We start from the raw sequence: 17,132 nt of genomic DNA, 5'->3' as shown, positions 1-17,132 counted from the left end.
CGAGTCTCTGGTCGTCGAAGAGTCACGCGGCGGTTGCGTCGCCGTCCCGGCGGTGGTTGAATACCGGCCGGTCTAAAAGGAGAGTTTAACATGAGTCTGGATATCGACCAGATTGCCCTGCATCAGTTAATTAAACGTGATGAACAAAACCTCGAACTGGTGCTGCGCGATTCCTTACTGGAGCCGAATGCGACGGTCGTGGAAATGATGGCCGAGCTGCATCGTGTCTACAGCGCTAAAAACAAGGCCTACGGTCTGTTTAACGAAGAGAGCGAGCTGGCGCAGGCCCTTCGCCTGCAGCGCCAGGGCGAAGAAGAATTTCTCCCGTTCAGCCGGGCGGCAACCGGCCGTCTGCGTGATGAACTGGCGAAATATCCTTTCGCAGAAGGCGGTATCGTTCTGTTCTGTCAGTATCGTTATCTGGCGGTTGAGTATCTGCTGGTGGCGGTGCTGAACAACCTGAGCAGTATGCGCGTTAATGAAGATCTGGATATCAGCTCAACCCACTATCTGGATATCAATCATGCCGATATTGTGGCGCGCATTGACTTAACTGAATGGGAAACCAATCCGGAGTCGACCCGCTACCTGACCTTCCTCAAAGGCCGGGTCGGGCGTAAAGTGGCCGATTTCTTTATGGACTTCCTCGGCGCCAGCGAAGGGCTGAATGCCAAAGCGCAGAACCGCGGCCTGCTCCAGGCGGTCGATGATTTCGCCTCCGATGCTCAGCTCGATAAGTCCGAACGGCAGAACGTTCGTCAGCAGGTATATGCTTATTGCAACGAGCAGCTGCAGGCGGGAGAAGAGATTGAACTGGAATCTTTATCCAAAGAGCTGGCCGGCGTCAGCGAGAAGAGCTTCCAGCAATTTACCGCTGAACAGGGGTATGAGCTGGAAGAGAGCTTCCCGGCGGATCGCAGCACGCTGCGTCAGTTGACCAAGTTTGCCGGCAGCGGCGGCGGGTTAACGATCAACTTTGATGCCATGCTGCTGGGCGAGCGGGTCTTCTGGGATCCGGCAACGGATACGCTGACCATCAAAGGCACGCCGCCTAACCTGCGCGATCAGCTGCAGCGTCGGACTTCCGGCGGTAGCTGATTCTCCGCCAGCCCCGGTGAAGGCCGGGGCTGGCGGCCCGCGGCGTTGTTACTCAGCGTCGGCGCGGATCGTCTCGATCCCGTGCTGAGTCAGCTTCGCCTGCAGGGCCTCATCCAGCAAACCATCGATAATCAGGGTACTGGCAAGGCTTAGCTCGCCGATGGCAAACGCCGATGCCGAGTTCAGTTTTTCCTGCGACGCCATCACAATGGTTTCCGCTGCCCGCGCGGCGAGTGCCCGCTTGATAGCCGCCTCTTCATAATCGCCGGTAGTGAAACCCGCGCGGTCATGCACCCCGGTAACGCCCATAAAAAACAGATCGGCATTGATCCGCGCAATACCTTCCAGCGCGCTGGCGCCGACGGTGACCACCGAATGTTTAAACAGCCGCCCGCCGATCAGAATGACCTCAATCAACGGTCGCTCCACCAGCGCGACGGCAATACCTGGGCTGTGGGTCACGACGGTACAGGCCAAATCAGCCGGCAGACAGCGGACCATTTCTTCTGTCGTGGTCCCGCCATCGATAATCACCACCTGCCCCGGCTGGATCAGCGCCGCCGCCCGGCGGGCAATGACCTGCTTTGAAGCGATTTGCACGTTTTTTCTTGTTTCGATCGGCGCGATGGCCGCCGAAACCGGCAGCGCGCCGCCGTGGACCCGCTGCAGCTTGCCTTCCCCCGCCAGCTCGCGTAAATCCCGGCGGATAGAGTCTTCAGAGACGTTAAACCGCTGGCTAAGCTCGCCGGACATCACCTGTTTTTCGACGGCGAGAATCTGCAGTATTTGCTGTTTTCGTTGGCTGGCAAACATATTCCTTCCTTCATGTTTTATCTTGTTTGTGCGTTATTTTGCATGTTATCGTGGCCGCTGTCATCTCATCAGGAGAAAAATATGTCCAGGGATACCTCCCGCGTTCGCCACGTGCGTGAAACGCTGCTGTCCGACAACTGGTATACGTTAAAAAAATACACTTTTGAATTGCTGCGCCGGGATGGCCGTTGGCAGGAACAGAGCCGTGAGGCCTACGATCGCGGCAACGGCGCGGTGATTCTGCTCTATAACCGGGTAAAGCAAACCGTTGTACTTATACGCCAGTTTCGTTTTCCGGTGTGGATTAATGGTCATGATGGTTTTTTGATCGAGGCGGCTGCCGGGCTGCTGGATAATGCGTCGCCGGAAGAGCGCATTATCGCCGAGGCGGAAGAAGAGACCGGCTTCCGCGTCACCGGCATTGAACCGGTTTTTACCGCCTACATGAGTCCGGGGTCGGTCACCGAAAAGCTCTATTTTTTCATTGCCGAATATTCGGCGGACGATCGCCGCGGCGAAGGCGGCGGGCTGGCGGCGGAAGGGGAGGATATCGAAGTGCTGGAGTGGCCACTGGCCCGGGCGTTACAAGCGATACGCGAGGGGGAAATTGTGGATGCCAAAACCATTATGCTACTGCAACACCTGGCTCTCACGATTTCGTCGCGCCTTGCCCCGGATGAAACAAGGCGCGATAACCCTTAGTGCAGTTTGCGGGCGATAGCGCTGTACATCAGCGCGGCTTCCAGCGGTTGGGCGTTAAACGAAGGTTCGGCCTGCGGCCAGGTTGACCACTGTACGATCACCAGATGTTCCGCGCGGTTGACCATAATCACCTGGCCGTAGATACCCAGCGCCCACAGCGAACCTTTCAGGCCCTGGCGGGCGCTGGGGTCGACATGCTGTGCGTTGGCCGGAATCGCGTTATTCCACCATTGATAGCCGTAAATGCCCTCCGGGTGTGCCGGGGAGACTGATTTCTGCGCCTGGGTCCAGGCGGAGGATTGGTCAAACCAGCCTTCAGGCACCAGCCGTTGGCCATCGGCCAGACGTCCATCCCGGGCGACAAACTCGCCGAAACGACCCCAGTCTTCCAGCGTGGCGTTAAAGCCGTGCGCCCCGACGTCATGCTTGCCCTGCTGATAAGCGTGCCAGACGCCGTCATGCGCCATTCCGGCGGGTTGCCACAGGGCCTGCTCCAGCCATGCGGCAAGCGGCATTCCGGTGGCCCGCTCCAGAACATCACCCAATAGCCAGGCGCCCCCTGACGAGTAGGACCACTGCTCGCCGGCGGGATGCGTGCGCTTCAGGGAGGCCACGATCTTGCGCACGCACGTGTAGGCGCCTGGATGGGCTTCACACTGAGTCAGGCGGGCGAAATGGGATTGCGGGTTGGTGTAATCTTCATTCCACTCGACGCCGGAGGTGTGCTGAATCAGCTGTTTAAGGGTGACATCGTCCCAGGCGCTGCCTTTCAGGTCGGGCTCGTAATCGGTGATCCGATCATTAAGCGAATGGATTTTACCTTGCTGAATCGCTATACCGACCAGGGTGGAGACCACCGCTTTACCTACCGAGCGGGAGGTCCACAGCGTGGTGTCGGTATTGCCTGCGCCGAGATATTTGTAGGCAATCTTACCCTCTTTGAGTACCAGAAAACCGGTGACGTTCTGGCGCTTCAGGTAATCCTGCAGGTTCCATGTCTGGCCGTTTACCGTATAGCTGACGTCGGTCAGCGGCTTATCTGACGGCAACAGCGGCGTGGCGTTACCGTGATGGAAGATATCGCCGGCATAGTTACGGTAGTCGTTGCGAAAACCGATAACCCGGGCGGACCGATCCCAGTTGAGCATATCTTTTGTTGCAGGCAGAACGGGATCAAAAGGTGTCGGGCAGACATCCAGCATGACTCCGCCGCAGGCCTGCGGTGACGGGGCCTGCGCCATGCTGACGGTAGGGCAAAGCGCGAACAGCAACGCCAGGGCCAGCGGTGTGGTTTTTTTTATCTTTGTCATCAGAGATTCCTTATTAGCCATAACAACCAGGCCTGCAGTATATAAATCGCCTTCGGCAGGCTAAAATCAGCCGATGGGGGATTTTCCCCCAAAGGAAACCACAGGATGAAAACGCTGCATTACTCATTTGCCCAGATTGAGGCTTTTGCCACCATCGCGGAAACCGGGAGTCTTTCGCGGGCGGCGATTCGGCTCGGAAAAGACCGCACCACGCTGCGCGATCTGTTGGATTACCTGGAAGATGCGCTGGGATATGCGCTGTTCCTGCGCGAAGGGCGAAGCCTGGCGTTAACCGCCGAAGGGGAACAACTTTTTCGCCAGGCGCATTTATTGCTGCGCCAGGCCCAGGCCTTTGAGTCGTTTGCGCAGACGCTACCGCGCACCGCGGGGCAGGGGCTGCGGGTGGTGTACGATCCGTTTGTACCGCGATCCTTTCTCTGCGCACTGGCAGATCGCCTTGCCCGATGTCAGCTGCGAATGAGCTGCTGGAGCGCATCGCGCCGCGAGGCGGAGCAGGCGCTGGCCGACGGGCAGGCCGATCTGGCTATTTGCCAGGCCAATAACCGGACTCTCGGTAGCGAAATGGAGTGGCGCGCGTTGGGGACCGTCGATCTGCGCTTTTATGCGGCCGAGCGACTGTTTGCTGACTGCGCACGTCCGCTGACTCTGCTCAATCTGTCGTTGGTCCCGCAGCTGGTGATGCATCGCCGCGCAGACGAGCAAATTGCCCGCCGGGTGCAAATTTCGGGACATACGCTGTACATGAATGAAAAAGCGTTATTGCGCCATGCGCTGCAGCAGGGGCAGGGGTGGGGATTCTTACCTGACCATTTTCAGGCGGCCGGCTGGGAAGGCGTGGAGGAGATCGATACCGAAGTCGGTACCCAGGGGCTGAATGTCACGATGGTGATGCTGTGGCAGCCGGGAATGAACAAGCATCCGACGCTGGGAGAGGTGGTTGATTTTGCGCCTTTGCTATGGAAACAAGACGCATAACAAAACGCCCCGGACCTTGCGGGCCGGGGCGTTTGCCACTCAACTTGCTATCGCGATTAAGCGCGAACGAAGTCGATGTGAGTCAGTTTTGGCTTGAACGCGTGACGCTGAACAGCCTGAACTTTTACTTTTTCTTCTTTGCCATCGATAACGATGGTCAGAACTTCACCGTAGAACTCAGCTTTGCTCTGAATGTTCCACAGTTTGTCCTGGTCCAGCTCGATTGCTACCGGAGTAGCTTCACCGCCATAAATGATGGCCGGGAATTTGTTAGCTGCACGCAGGCGGCGGCTCGCACCCTTACCCTGCTCTTTACGTACTTCTGCGTTGATAGTAAACATTGATGTCTCTCTATATTTAAATCCTGCTACAGGCGACCCAGCAGCAGGCAGATGATCTGCTTTGCGAATGCAAAAGCGGGCGGCATTATATCCACCTATGGCGTTGACGGCAATGAAAACCTCAGGCGCGGCGGTGATTAACGCAGTTCATTTGCCCGGCGGAAGCGGCCTTGATAGTCGAAGACTTTTTCCCTGACCTGCCAGTACTGGCCCTTCATGCGCGCGACGACAAAGTCCGGATGCCGCAACAGCGGCTGCTGGGCAACAATGTCGGCAGGGGTTATCCAGCGCAGCGGCACGCCCGGCGTGCGGGTATGGGGACGGATAAACAGCTGCTCAAACGCGGTACGCTGGGCCGGCGTCTGCAGGCGGAAGCGCTCGCTGACATCGGCGCCGTCCTCATCGTAATAGGTGATTTTCAGCCACGGACCTTTATCGTCGCCACCGTGCTGCAGGTCCATGCCGCTGCAGCGCAGCACCAGCGCGTCTTTGAGCTTCAGCGCGGCCTTCAGCATATCGTCCGGGTCGACCAGAATTGTGTCACACTCGCGGCAGCGGCGGGCGGCAATATCATTTTCCGCATTGCACTGCGGACAGTTTTTGAAGCGAAAACGAAAATCGCACTGTTCACGATGACCGTCGTCATCTTCAAACCAGCCCTGGCAGCGGCGGCCAAAGTGTTCAATCAGCGTACCGTCGGCGGTGGTCTTTCCCCAGAAGGTATTGGCAAAGCCGCAGGCCGGGCAGAATACCTGTACGGGGACGTTATCGCTCTTGCCCTTCGGCGAACCCACCTCCGGCGCGTAGAGATCGTGAGGATTTCCGGCATAGTCGAGAATCAGGCAGTCGGTTTTCCCCGGCGCCAGGCGCAGGCCGCGGCCGACAATTTGCTGATAAAGGCTGACCGACTCCGTGGGGCGCAGGATGGCGATCAGATCGACATGCGGGGCATCAAATCCGGTGGTGAGCACCGCCACGTTCACCAGATAACGATACTGCTGCGCTTTAAATGCTTCGATGATGCGATCGCGCTGCGGGCCGGGCGTTTCACCGGTAATCAGCTCCGCCTCGCCGGCGGGCAGCAGGCCGGTAATTTCCCGCGCGTGTTCTACCGTGGAGGCGAAAATCATCACGCCCTTACGCGTGCGGGCGAATTCGACGATCTGGCTGACGATATGCGGCGTAATGCGCCGCTGCTTTTTTAGCTCAAGGTTCAGGTCCGCTTCGCTAAACAGACCGTTGCTCTGCGGCTGAAGGCGGCTGAAATCGTACTGCACGACCGGCATATCCAGCCGTTCCGGAGGCGTCAGATACCCGTGCTTGATCATATAGCGCAGCGGCAGTTCGTAAATACAGTCGCGGAACAACGCCTTCTCATCACCGCGAACCATGCCGTGATAATGAAACTGGTAGATCCAGCCCTTGCCGAGGCGGAACGGCGTGGCGGTTAACCCGAGCAGGCGCAGCTGCGGGTTGACCTGCTGCAAATGGCTGATAATTTGCTGGTACTGGCTGTCATCATCGTCGCTGATGCGGTGGCATTCATCGACAATCAGCAGTGAAAACTCGGCCTGGAACTGTTTAAGGTTACGGGCTACCGATTGCACGCTGCCGAAGACCACCTTGCCGTGGCTCTCTTTACGCTTCAGCCCGGCGGCAAAAATATCCGCCTCCAGCCCAAGCGCACAATACTTGGCGTGGTTTTGCGCGACCAGCTCCTTGACGTGCGCCAGCACCAGAACGCGGCCGCGCGCCAGGCGTGCCAGCTCGGCGATGACCAGGCTTTTACCCGCGCCGGTGGGCAGGACGATTGCGGCAGGCTCATGATGGCGACGAAACCAGGCGAGCGTGGCGTCGACGGCCTCTTTTTGGTAGGGACGTAATGTAAAAGTCATGGCTATACTGGCGTTAATTAACTCGCAAATAGTATGCCACGAATCTTTTCCCTTGAGTGGCGTTAAGAGCCCGTTATACTAGCCAGCGAACTTCTTCTTTTTCGGGCGTTTGCCCGCTCCAGCATTATTACAGGCTAAAAAAATCTCATGCGACTTGATAAGTTTATCGCTCAGCAACTTGGCGTCAGTCGGGCTATTGCCGGGCGTGAAATCCGCAGCAGCCGCGTTCTCGTAGACGGCGAAATCGTCAAAGATGCGTCGTTTAAGCTCCAGCCGGAGCACGACGTGGAGTATGACGGCAATACGCTGACCCAGCAGAACGGCCCGCGCTACTTTATGCTCAACAAGCCGCAGGGGTACGTCTGCTCCACGGACGATCCGGATCATCCAACGATTCTCTATTTCCTGGATGTCCCGGTCGCGCATAAGCTGCACGCCGCAGGTCGACTGGATATCGACACCACCGGACTGGTGCTGATGACCGATGACGGGCAGTGGTCGCACCGCATCACTTCTCCGCGCCATCACTGCGAGAAAACTTATCTGGTGACTCTGGAAAACCCGGTGGATGAGCAAACGGCGGAACAGTTTGCTAAAGGCGTTCAGCTGCACAATGAAAAGGATCTGACGAAACCTGCGCGTCTGGAAGTGCTGACGCCAACGGAAGTTCGCTTAACGATAAGCGAAGGGCGCTACCATCAGGTGAAACGCATGTTCGCGGCGGTGGGTAACCACGTCGTCGGCCTGCATCGTGAACGTATTGGCGACATTATGCTGGATGAGTCTCTGGAGCCTGGCGAGTATCGCCCGCTGACGGAAGACGAGATCGCCAGCGTTGGCCTCCAGCATGCACGGAGTAAAACGTGACGGCAAAGCAGAATTCTTCACTGGGGATTGTGTTTATTCTTGGCCTGCTGGCCATGTTGATGCCACTGTCGATTGATATGTATCTCCCGGCGCTGCCGGTGATTTCGGCGCAGTTTAATGTGCCGGACGGCAGTGCGCAGATGACGCTCAGTACCTATATTCTGGGCTTTGCTTTCGGTCAGCTGCTGTATGGCCCGATGGCGGACAGCATCGGCCGTAAGCCGGTGATCCTCGGAGGAACGCTGATTTTTGCGGCGGCTGCGGTGGCCTGCGCGCTGTCGCAGACTATCGACATGCTGATTACCATGCGTTTCTTCCACGGTCTGGCGGCCGCGGCGGCGAGCGTGGTCATCAACGCCCTGATGCGCGATATCTATCCGAAAGAAGAGTTTTCGCGGATGATGTCGTTTGTCATGCTGGTCACCACTATCGCGCCGCTGGTTGCGCCGATGGTGGGGGGCGCCGTGCTGGTGTGGTTCAGCTGGCACGCGATCTTCTGGATTCTTGCGCTGGCGGCGCTGCTGGCCTCCGCGATGATCGCTTTTTTCATCAGCGAAACGCTGCCGGTTGAACGGCGGCAAAAATTTAGCCTGCGTACCACGCTGGGCAACTTTGCGACGTTGTTCCGTCATAAGCGGGTGTTGAGCTATATGCTGGCGAGCGGCTTCAGCTTTGCCGGGATGTTCTCCTTCCTGAGCGCCGGGCCGTTTGTCTACATCAATATCAACCATGTTTCGCCCCAGCACTTTGGTTACTATTTTGCGCTGAATATTGTCTTCTTGTTCATCATGACCATCATTAACAGCCGCTTTGTCCGACGGGTCGGGGCGCTGAATATGTTCCGCGCCGGGCTGTGGATTCAGTTTGTGATGGCGGTATGGATGGTGGTCTGCGCGCTGCTGGATGTCGGATTCTGGGCGCTGGTGGTCGGCGTTGCGGCGTTTGTTGGCTGCGTTTCAATGGTCTCCTCCAATGCGATGGCGGTCATTCTCGACGAGTTTCCGCATATGGCGGGCACCGCCTCATCGCTGGCGGGGACCTTCCGCTTTGGCATCGGGGCGATTATTGGCGCACTGCTCTCCATGGCCACCTTTACTACCGCCTGGCCGATGCTGATTTCGATCGCCTTTTGTGCCAGCAGCTCCATCCTTTTTTATCTCTACGCCAGCCGGCGGCGCAAAAACGCGCACTAAAATACCTTCCACAAGGGGCGATTTCCGCCCCTTTTTTGATGCACATCAACCGCGATGGGCTTCCCGGTTCTGTAATTTGTTTCTTTTATGTAAAATCAATTAGTGTAAAAAGTCGCATTGTTGCGATAAAAAAGTTGTTTTGGATCACAGAAACGGGTACATATAGCCCCGATCTGTTTCCGCAGAGAAACTATAAAGTTCTGGATTATAAGTCGTTAACCCTGGCGTGACGCGGGTGTAAACGTTTTCTATGCTGATGCAGGACTATTTGTCAACGATGTGTTAATATTGATGTAAATTTATTGTGAAGCATTTTGCTTCCGGGGAAACTAAGTGAATACACAGCAACTCTCTATCGTACACCGTCTGCCGCAGAGCTATCGCTGGCTGGCCGGTTTTGCGGGTTCAAGAGTTGAACCGATTCCGCAAAACGGCGCCGAAAGTGAAAACAGCCTCGTTGCGCTGAAGCTACTCAGCCCGGACGGGGAGAAAGCGTGGCCGGTGATGCATAAGCTCAGCCAGGCCCTCAGCGACATCGAAGTCGATTGCTCCATCGTTGAGTGTGAAGGGGAGCCGTGCCTGTTTGTCAATTTACAGGACGAGTTTGCGGCAACCTGTCGACTGAAAAATTTCGGCGTGGCGATTGCCGAACCGTTCTCAGGCCACAACCCATTCTGACCGTCAGCTCAGCGCCAGAAGCTGGCGGGTATATTCCTGCTGCGGAGCGGTAAAAACGCGTTCGCACTCTCCCTGCTCGACGACTTCTCCCTGCCGTAACACCATCACCTGATGACACAACGTCCGCACTACGCGTAAATCATGGCTGATAAAAATATAGGCCAGCCGATGTTTTTGCTGTAACGCTTTCAGCAACGCCAGAATTTGCGCCTGGACAGTCTTGTCCAGCGACGACGTGGGCTCATCCAGCACGATAAGCTGAGGCTTCACAATCAGCGCCCGGGCAATCGCAATACGTTGACGCTGGCCGCCGGAAAACTCAGCCGGATAGCGATGCCGCGTTTGCGGATCGAGCCCCACCTCTTGCATCACCTGTATCACCGCGTGTTCACGCGCGGCCGGCGTTAACCCTGGGCGGTGGACGCGCAGACCCTCTTCAATAATCTGTAGCACGTTCAACCGGGGATTCAGCGACGAGTTGGGATCCTGGAAAACTATCTGCATCTGGCGGCGCAGCGGCAGCATTTGCCGACGGCTACGTCCCTGCAGCGCTTGCCCTTCAAAGGCGATCGTCCCTTCCGAGGCAATCAGGCGCAGCAGGGCCAGCCCGGTAGTGCTTTTCCCCGATCCCGACTCGCCCACCAGGCCCAGGGTTTCCCCGGCGCGCAGCTGGAAGTTCAGCGCGTTGACCACCCGGTTATGATCCACCACCCGGCGGAGGAGCCCTTTGCGCACCGGGAAGGCGACGCTCAGATCGACGGCCTTCAGCAGCAGCGGCGCATCGGCGGCCAGCGGTACCGGACTGCCGGAGGGTTCGCTGTCCAGCAGGCGACGGGTATAAGGATGTTCGGGGGCGGCAAAAAGCGCCCGACAGGCCTTTTGTTCGACGCAGCGGCCGTTTTGCATCACCGCCACGCGGTCAGCGAGCCGGCGAACAATGCTTAAGTTATGGGTAATAAACAGCAGTCCCATATTCAGTTCATTTTTCAGCTCGCGTAACAGCTGCAGGATTTGCGCTTGTACGGTCACGTCGAGGGCGGTCGTGGGTTCGTCGGCAATCAGCAGTTCTGGACGGGTGAGCAGCGCCATGGCAATCATGATCCGCTGGCGTTCGCCGCCGGAAAACTGATGCGGGTAGTCCGCCAGTCGGCGTACGGCATGACGGATACCGACTCGTTCCAGGCAGTTAAGGATCTCGCCACGCGCGGCCTCTTTACGCATACCGCGATGCAAAGACAGGACTTCATACAGCTGTTTTTCCAGCGTATGCAGGGGATTGAGCGAGACCATTGGTTCCTGAAAAATCATCGCGATACGGTTCCCGCGCACCTTACTTAGCGTGCGCTCATCGGCATGGAGCAGCGACTGACCGTGAAAGCGAATGTCTCCGCCGGGGTAGCAGACCGGCGGAGAGGGGAGCAGGCGCAGCACCGAGAGCGCGGAGACGCTTTTACCGGAACCGGATTCTCCCACCAGCGCCAGGGTTTCCCCGGCGCCAATATCCAGGGAGAGCTCGCTGACGACGGTCTGCATTTTCCCCTGCTGGCGGAAGGCGATGGAGAGGTTGTCTATCTCTAACAAAGGCTGCGTCATGTTATACCGCCTTACCGGGGTCGAAGGCGTCGCGGACGGCTTCACCAATGAAAATTAACAGCGATAACAGCACCGCGACCGACAGGAAGGCGGCGATGCCCAGCCACGGCGCCTGCAGATTGTTTTTCCCCTGCAGCAGCAGCTCCCCCAGAGAGGGCGAACCTAACGGCAGGCCGAAGCCGAGAAAATCGAGTGAAGTCAGGGTGGTGATTGAACTGCACAGAATAAACGGCAAGAAGGTCAGGGTCGCGACCATGGCGTTAGGCAGCATGTGGCGGAAAATAATATGGCGATCGCTGACCCCCAGCGCCTGCGCCGCGCGAATATAGTCATAGTTACGGGTGCGCAGGAATTCCGCCCGCACGACGCCGACCAGCGCCATCCAGCCGAACAGTACCGTAATGGCCAGCAGCCACCAGAAGCCCGGCTGGACGACACTTGAGAGCAAAATAATCAGGAACAGGGTTGGCATGCCTGACCACACCTCGATAAATCGCTGGCCCCACAGGTCAATCTTGCCACCGTAGTATCCCTGAATCGCCCCCGCCAGTACCCCCAGCACGCTGGAGAAAAAGGTCAGCAGCAGGCCGAACAGAATCGATATTCGCGTGCCGTATAAAATACGAGCCAGCACATCGCCGCCGTTGGCATCGGTACCCAGCCAGTTTCTCGTCGAGGGAGGGGAAGGGAAGGGCGTCTGGGTGGCGAAGTCGATAGTGGTGGCACCAAATCGGATCGGCGCCCACAGTACCCAGCCGTTATCATCCAGCTGCTTTTGCAGCCACGGATCCTGGTAGTCGGCGGCGGTAGCAAGCGGACCGCCAAAGGTCGTCTCGCTATAATTTTTCAATGCCGGAACGTACAGGCTGCCGCGATACTGCACCAGCAGCGGGCGGTCGTTGGCAATCAGCTCGGCGCCCAGGCTGCACAGGAAAAGAAGCATAAACAGCCACAGCGACAGATAGCCGCGGCGATTGTGACGAAAACGCGCCCAGCGGGCCTGATTAACGGGACTCAGGAAAGACATCAGCGGCCCTCAAAATCAATACGCGGATCGACCAGCGTGTAGCAGATATCGCTGACAATATTCAGCAGCAGGCCGATCAGCGTAAAAATATACAACGTACCGAACATCACCGGGTAATCACGGGAAACGGTCGCCTCATAGCCCAGCAGTCCCAGGCCGTTGAGGGAAAACATCACCTCAATCAGCAGGGAACCGGTGAAAAACATGCTGATAAACATCGCCGGGAAACCGGCGATCACCAGCAGCATGGCATTGCGAAAAACATGGCCCCATAAAATTTGCTTTTCGCCTACCCCTTTGGCGCGAGCGGTCACGACATACTGCTTGCGGATCTCATCAAGAAAGCTGTTCTTGGTCAGCATGGTGAGCGCCGCAAAGCCGCCGATGACCGTCGCCAGCACCGGCAGCGTAATATGCCAGAGATAGTCGAGAACCTTCTGATACCACGTCAGGCTATCGAAATTAGCGGACACCAGCCCGCGCAGCGGAAACAGATCCAGATAGCTGCCCCCCGCGAAGAGCACGATCAGGATAATGGCGAACAGAAAGGCCGGGATGGCGTAGCCAATAATGATCAGCGTACTGCTCCAGATATCAAACTGGCTGCCGTTATGGACGGCTTTGCGGATGCCGAGCGGAATCGAGACCAGATAGATAATCAGCGTACTCCACAGCCCCAGGGTGATGGAGACCGGCATGCTGTTTTTGATCAGCTGCAAGACCGACGCGCTGCGAAAAAGGCTGTCGCCAAAATCGAAGCGCAGATAGTCGCCGAGCATTTTCAGGTAGCGTTCGTGCAGCGGTTTATCAAAGCCGTAGCGGTGGGTGATTTCGGCAATCACTTCCGGATCGAGCCCGCGGCCGCCGCGATAATGACCTTCGCTGATGTTGCCGACGCCGGTCCGGGCATGGCTGGCGGCCATACCGCTTTCTCCGGCGCCCGGTAAGCCGCCGCGGTTGCCAAACTCAATGGCGGCGATGGCCTGATCGACCGGGCCACCCGGGGCTATCTGGACAATGAAAAAGTTGATCGTAATGATCGCCCACAGCGTGGGGATTATCAGCAACAGCCGGCGGATCAGGTATGCGCCCATCGTTATTCCTTACCGTTTGTCCGCGGGCAGTTTTGCCGCTTTGTTCACGTCATACCACCAGGTGTCAAACCCGGATGAATAAACGGGACGGGTCTGCGGGAAGGAGAATTTATCCCAGTACGCCGTCCTGTCCTGCGCCATATACCACATCGGCAGCATGTAATAGTTCCAGGTCAGCACCCGGTCCAGCGCGCGACCCAGGGGCAGGAGCTTTTGCTTATTACCCTGCCAGCGGATGATCTGCGCAATCAGTTTGTCTACCACCGGACTCTGAACCCCGGGCGCATTGTAGCTGGAGTGAATATATGACGAATCCCAGGAGATTTGCAGGTCGGTTCCGGGCCAGGGCGTCGCGCGCCAGACGATGGGCATCATATCGTAGTCACGACTGCGTCGGCGGTTACTGTACTGCGAATTATCGACCTGGCGAATATCCATCGTAATACCGAGGCGCTGGAGATTATGCTGGAACGGCAGCACCCAGCGATCGTTGCCCCCGGAAGGCAGCAGCAGTTCAAAGCGCAGCGGCTTACCGGTGACGGCGTTGATCCGGCGCTGGTTTTTCAGCACCCAGCCCGCCTGCTTAAGCAACGCATCGGCCTGCAGCAGATTGGTGCGATCGAACCCATCGCCGCGGGATCGCGGCGGCTGATAGACGGAGGTGAAGACCTCCGGCGGCAGATCGGCTTTCATTGGCATCAGCAGAGCGAGCTCTTCGGCATCGGGCGCCTGACGCGCCGCATACTCCGTATTCTGAAAGTAGCTGCTGGCCCGGCTGTAGGCGCCATAAAACAGCGCCTTGTTCATCCACTCGAAATCGAAGGCGAGGGTGATGGCTTCCCGGACCTGGCGGTCGTTGAACACCGGGCGCTGGATATTGAATGCCAGCCATTGGGTATCCTGTGCCGAGGTATTCGGGTACTCATCTTTGACGATATAGCCGTGGGTAAAATTGCGTCCGACATAACGGGTCGACCAGTTTTTGGCCATCGTCTCTGCTCGCCGGTCGACGGCGCCGGCCTTAAAGGCTTCAAAGGCGACATTATCATCGAGGTAGTAGTCGTAGCGTAGCGTGTCGAAGTTCCAGCGCCCGCGGTTCACCGGCAGGTCGGCCGCCCAGTAGTCCTTCACCCGGGAGTAGATGATGTACTGACCCATCCGCCAGTCGGTAATCCGATAGGGGCCGCTGGCCAGCGGCGGGGTAGAGAGCGGGTCGCTGAGCTTATGGTGACGCCAGAATGCCTCCGGCATCACCGGCAGGGAGAGCAGACTCAGCATGTTCTCCTTGCCGGGCTGCGCCAGGGTAATACGCACGGTGCGCGGCGCAATGGCCTCGACGCGGGTCCCCTTGTAGAACAAGCGGAACTGCGGCACCCCTTCGGTCATAAATTTGTGGAACGTGAAGGCGACATCGCCGGCGGTAATCGGGCTGCCATCATGAAAACGGGCGCGCGGATTGAGGGTTATCTCCATCCACGAGAAATCATCGGCGTAGCGCGTGTCCGCGGCAATGAGGGGATAATAGCTGCCCGGTTCATCATCGGACGTAGTGAACAGCGTGTCGTACAGCGCGTCGGTACGTACTCCCGGGTTGCCGCGCAGCGCATAGCGGTTGAAGTTGTCGAAGGTGCCAATGGTGGCGTTGACCAGGGTTCCCCCTTTCGGGGCATGGGGATTAGCATAATCAAAATGGTCAAAGCCGGCGGCGTATTTCGGTTCGCCAATGATGGCAAAAGTGCTGCCCTCTTTTATGGTTATGGTTTGCGCCTGACTATTCAGGCTGAACAGGGTCAGTAATATCAGGCAGACACGCGCAAACATAGCCAGATTAATATCCTCTGTGGGCAGACATCATAAAGGGCCGTTACCGGGCGGCAAAATATTTAGCCGGTTCATCATGTGCCGCGATCAGCTCTTCCAGCGGCAGCGGACGGCTCAGCCAATAGCCCTGCAGGAAGTTTACGCCATGTTTGCGTAACCACTCCGCTTGCTCCGGCGTTTCGACCCCTTCCGCAACGGTCATGAGCTGCAGGCGGCGGCTCAGCGTCAGTACCGCATCCAGCACCGGGGAGGTGACGGTCTCGGTTCCGATAGCCTGCACGAAGCCGCGATCGATTTTCAGATAGTCAAATTTATAACGCTCGAGGTAGATAAGCGCACTATGCCCGGTACCAAAATCGTCAATCGCAATCTCAAATCCCTGCTCATGCAGCCAGTCAAAGATGGCCAGCGACTTGTTTTTATCGATCATCGCACGTTCGGTAATTTCGAGAACCACATTGAAGTGGTTGGCTGGCATGGATGCAGCGAACTGCCGAAGATCATCCTGAAACTCGTCGGCATGCAGATGGGACGGTGAAATATTCAGCCCCAGCTTGCTGCCGGCGGGCAGAACTTTTTGCAGGGCCGACGCGTCGCGAGCGATCAGCGCTAATAAATGATGCGTGAGCGGCACAATCACTTGCTGCGTTTCAGCCAGGTTAATAAACACGTCGGGCGGAATTTCCCCGGCTACCGGATGGCGCCAGCGCATCAGTACTTCAATACCGCTAATGCGCAGGGTATCGGCTTTGACTACCGGTTGATAAACAACATAGAACTGATTGTTTTTTATCCCCAGCAGAATGGCTTTACGCGGATCGGATTTCAGCGTCAGCACGTAGTAACTCACCAGGCCTGCCAGCAGACCGCACATGACGCCGAGCAGCAGCGAGAATTGTGTATTTTCCGAGAGCCAGCTGTTGGCATAGAGATAGACCTTCAGCGGCACCCCTTTGATTTGTATCTGGCGAATGGGCTCTGCGTGCAGGCTTTGCGGGTCAATAAGGCGGTTGGTCAGGGTGGAAAGGGCGGTATCGTTGACAACCAGCGCGATGCTGCTGAAATCGTTCTGTCGGGCGGAGTAAAGAATATAGGGTGTCAGGTTGGTATTGATTGAGACGAAAACGCCATCGTTACCGCCGTGCGGGTTGCGTACCCACATCGCCAGGGCGGCATTACCAGGCATCATCGGCGTCCCCGGCAGGAGCAGCATATCGACCGCTTTATGGGTATCGAGATGTGGAATGAGCTGTACCAGAGGGGTGTTCATGGGGCCGGTGGCGGAGGAGCAAAAGGCGACGCCATCTTTCACCAGCAAAAACGCGCGCACGTTTGGGCTAAAGGCTGCCCGTGCGGTCAGGCCTGACGCAATATTTTCACATTTTTGATCGACCAGCGGCTGCAGGTCGGCCATGGTCTTCTCGAGCTGGCTAAAGTAATCGGTCAGGTAGACGTTGACGTTGTCGATGATACTGTCAAAACGTTCAGACCGGCTATGGTAAATCACCATAACCTGAATGCTACCGGCCAGCAGGGCGACGATCACTCCGATGAGTATGCTGGTCAGCCAGATATTACGCCGGGGTGACAGGTAACGGGTAAGCATAGGCTATATAGTCGGTCCGTGTTAATGAGTTGCGCCAATGGGTTGATAGAAAACGTTTTCTCTATCGCCACTAAAAGGGATAGCTTATATTGCGGCAT

General features: G+C 57.3%; 15 protein-coding genes. 6 read left to right on the top strand and 9 right to left on the bottom strand.

What is annotated here, in order from left to right:
* Positions 1–90: 90 nt before the first annotated feature.
* Positions 91–1,098, top strand: a complete 1,008-nt coding sequence (yejK, locus tag ROR01S_RS02575) for a nucleoid-associated protein YejK (protein ID WP_004864857.1) — start codon at positions 91–93, stop codon at positions 1,096–1,098.
* 48 nt (positions 1,099–1,146) lie between these two features.
* On the opposite strand, the gene ROR01S_RS02570 is transcribed toward yejK, so the two are convergent.
* Positions 1,147–1,911 (bottom strand): DeoR/GlpR family DNA-binding transcription regulator, encoded by a 765-nt coding sequence (locus ROR01S_RS02570; RefSeq protein WP_064359084.1) that lies wholly within the window; start codon positions 1,909–1,911, stop codon positions 1,147–1,149.
* 81 nt (positions 1,912–1,992) lie between these two features.
* On the opposite strand from ROR01S_RS02570, the gene ROR01S_RS02565 reads away from it, so the two are divergent.
* Complete coding sequence (locus tag ROR01S_RS02565; RefSeq protein WP_015583826.1) at positions 1,993–2,613, top strand: NUDIX hydrolase; 621 nt, start codon at positions 1,993–1,995, stop codon at positions 2,611–2,613.
* Here the strand turns inward: ROR01S_RS02565 and ROR01S_RS02560 are convergent.
* Positions 2,610–3,923 carry a serine hydrolase domain-containing protein gene (locus ROR01S_RS02560; RefSeq protein WP_064359083.1) on the bottom strand — a complete coding sequence of 438 codons (1,314 nt, stop codon included), beginning with the start codon at positions 3,921–3,923 and terminating at the stop codon, positions 2,610–2,612. The genes ROR01S_RS02565 and ROR01S_RS02560 overlap by 4 nt on opposite strands.
* Before the next feature lie 105 nt (positions 3,924–4,028).
* Between ROR01S_RS02560 and ROR01S_RS02555 the strand changes: the two genes are divergently transcribed.
* A complete protein-coding gene (locus ROR01S_RS02555; RefSeq protein WP_004864847.1) occupies positions 4,029–4,919 on the top strand; it encodes a LysR family transcriptional regulator in 891 nt (296 codons plus the stop codon).
* 56 nt (positions 4,920–4,975) lie between these two features.
* Here ROR01S_RS02555 and rplY read toward each other — a convergent pair whose 3' ends face one another.
* Positions 4,976–5,260 (bottom strand): 50S ribosomal protein L25, encoded by a 285-nt coding sequence (rplY, locus tag ROR01S_RS02550; RefSeq protein ID WP_004864846.1) that lies wholly within the window; start codon positions 5,258–5,260, stop codon positions 4,976–4,978.
* 137 nt (positions 5,261–5,397) lie between these two features.
* Complete coding sequence (radD, locus tag ROR01S_RS02545; protein WP_048023197.1) at positions 5,398–7,155, bottom strand: DNA repair helicase RadD; 1,758 nt, start codon at positions 7,153–7,155, stop codon at positions 5,398–5,400.
* Between the two features lie 147 nt (positions 7,156–7,302).
* Between radD and rsuA the strand changes: the two genes are divergently transcribed.
* From rsuA to ROR01S_RS02530, 3 genes are all read left to right on the top strand, one after another.
* On the top strand, positions 7,303–8,022 hold the full coding sequence (gene rsuA, locus ROR01S_RS02540) for a 16S rRNA pseudouridine(516) synthase RsuA (protein ID WP_004864842.1): 720 nt from the start codon (positions 7,303–7,305) through the stop codon (positions 8,020–8,022).
* Complete coding sequence (locus ROR01S_RS02535; RefSeq protein WP_004864839.1) at positions 8,019–9,215, top strand: Bcr/CflA family multidrug efflux MFS transporter; 1,197 nt, start codon at positions 8,019–8,021, stop codon at positions 9,213–9,215. The genes rsuA and ROR01S_RS02535 overlap by 4 nt, the downstream gene beginning before the upstream one ends.
* A 333-nt stretch (positions 9,216–9,548) precedes the next feature.
* Positions 9,549–9,893 carry a YejG family protein gene (locus tag ROR01S_RS02530; protein WP_004864837.1) on the top strand — a complete coding sequence of 115 codons (345 nt, stop codon included), beginning with the start codon at positions 9,549–9,551 and terminating at the stop codon, positions 9,891–9,893.
* Positions 9,894–9,896: 3 nt separating this feature from the next.
* On the opposite strand, the gene yejF is transcribed toward ROR01S_RS02530, so the two are convergent.
* From yejF to pdeN, 5 genes are read right to left on the bottom strand one after another with little or no spacing between them, the layout of a single operon-like run.
* A complete protein-coding gene (gene yejF, locus ROR01S_RS02525) occupies positions 9,897–11,486 on the bottom strand; it encodes a microcin C ABC transporter ATP-binding protein YejF (RefSeq protein ID WP_064359082.1) in 1,590 nt (529 codons plus the stop codon).
* 1 nt (position 11,487) lies between these two features.
* Complete coding sequence (locus ROR01S_RS02520; protein ID WP_064359081.1) at positions 11,488–12,513, bottom strand: microcin C ABC transporter permease; 1,026 nt, start codon at positions 12,511–12,513, stop codon at positions 11,488–11,490.
* The gene (locus ROR01S_RS02515) at positions 12,513–13,607 is read right to left on the bottom strand and encodes a microcin C ABC transporter permease YejB (protein ID WP_004864831.1); all 1,095 of its coding nucleotides are present in this window, start codon (positions 13,605–13,607) and stop codon (positions 12,513–12,515) included. Before ROR01S_RS02515 ends, ROR01S_RS02520 begins: the two co-directional genes overlap by 1 nt.
* Before the next feature lie 9 nt (positions 13,608–13,616).
* Entirely contained in the window at positions 13,617–15,428 is a 1,812-nt protein-coding gene (locus ROR01S_RS02510; RefSeq protein ID WP_044349586.1) for an extracellular solute-binding protein, read from the bottom strand.
* Positions 15,429–15,471: 43 nt separating this feature from the next.
* Positions 15,472–17,034, bottom strand: a complete 1,563-nt coding sequence (gene pdeN, locus ROR01S_RS02505; RefSeq protein WP_064359080.1) for a cyclic di-3',5'-guanosine monophosphate phosphodiesterase PdeN — start codon at positions 17,032–17,034, stop codon at positions 15,472–15,474.
* Positions 17,035–17,132: the final 98 nt, after the last annotated feature.

It is taken from the genome of Klebsiella ornithinolytica NBRC 105727 = ATCC 31898 (genome assembly GCF_001598295.1).
Classification (GTDB): domain Bacteria; phylum Pseudomonadota; class Gammaproteobacteria; order Enterobacterales; family Enterobacteriaceae; genus Klebsiella; species Klebsiella ornithinolytica.
Note: the sequence above shows the minus strand (reverse complement) of the source record. Positions and strands in the feature narration are given on the sequence as shown.

Excerpts from the sequence above, each read along its gene's own strand:
- yejK (WP_004864857.1), top strand. The coding sequence starts at position 91 with ATGAGTCTGGATATCGACCAGATTGCCCTGCATCAGTTAATTAAACGT.
- ROR01S_RS02570 (WP_064359084.1), bottom strand. The coding sequence starts at position 1,911 with ATGTTTGCCAGCCAACGAAAACAGCAAATACTGCAGATTCTCGCCGTC.
- ROR01S_RS02565 (WP_015583826.1), top strand. The coding sequence starts at position 1,993 with ATGTCCAGGGATACCTCCCGCGTTCGCCACGTGCGTGAAACGCTGCTG.
- ROR01S_RS02560 (WP_064359083.1), bottom strand. The coding sequence starts at position 3,923 with ATGACAAAGATAAAAAAAACCACACCGCTGGCCCTGGCGTTGCTGTTC.
- ROR01S_RS02555 (WP_004864847.1), top strand. The coding sequence starts at position 4,029 with ATGAAAACGCTGCATTACTCATTTGCCCAGATTGAGGCTTTTGCCACC.
- rplY (WP_004864846.1), bottom strand. The coding sequence starts at position 5,260 with ATGTTTACTATCAACGCAGAAGTACGTAAAGAGCAGGGTAAGGGTGCG.
- radD (WP_048023197.1), bottom strand. The coding sequence starts at position 7,155 with ATGACTTTTACATTACGTCCCTACCAAAAAGAGGCCGTCGACGCCACG.
- rsuA (WP_004864842.1), top strand. The coding sequence starts at position 7,303 with ATGCGACTTGATAAGTTTATCGCTCAGCAACTTGGCGTCAGTCGGGCT.
- yejF (WP_064359082.1), bottom strand. The coding sequence starts at position 11,486 with ATGACGCAGCCTTTGTTAGAGATAGACAACCTCTCCATCGCCTTCCGC.
- ROR01S_RS02520 (WP_064359081.1), bottom strand. The coding sequence starts at position 12,513 with ATGTCTTTCCTGAGTCCCGTTAATCAGGCCCGCTGGGCGCGTTTTCGT.
- ROR01S_RS02515 (WP_004864831.1), bottom strand. The coding sequence starts at position 13,607 with ATGGGCGCATACCTGATCCGCCGGCTGTTGCTGATAATCCCCACGCTG.
- ROR01S_RS02510 (WP_044349586.1), bottom strand. The coding sequence starts at position 15,428 with ATGTTTGCGCGTGTCTGCCTGATATTACTGACCCTGTTCAGCCTGAAT.
- pdeN (WP_064359080.1), bottom strand. The coding sequence starts at position 17,034 with ATGCTTACCCGTTACCTGTCACCCCGGCGTAATATCTGGCTGACCAGC.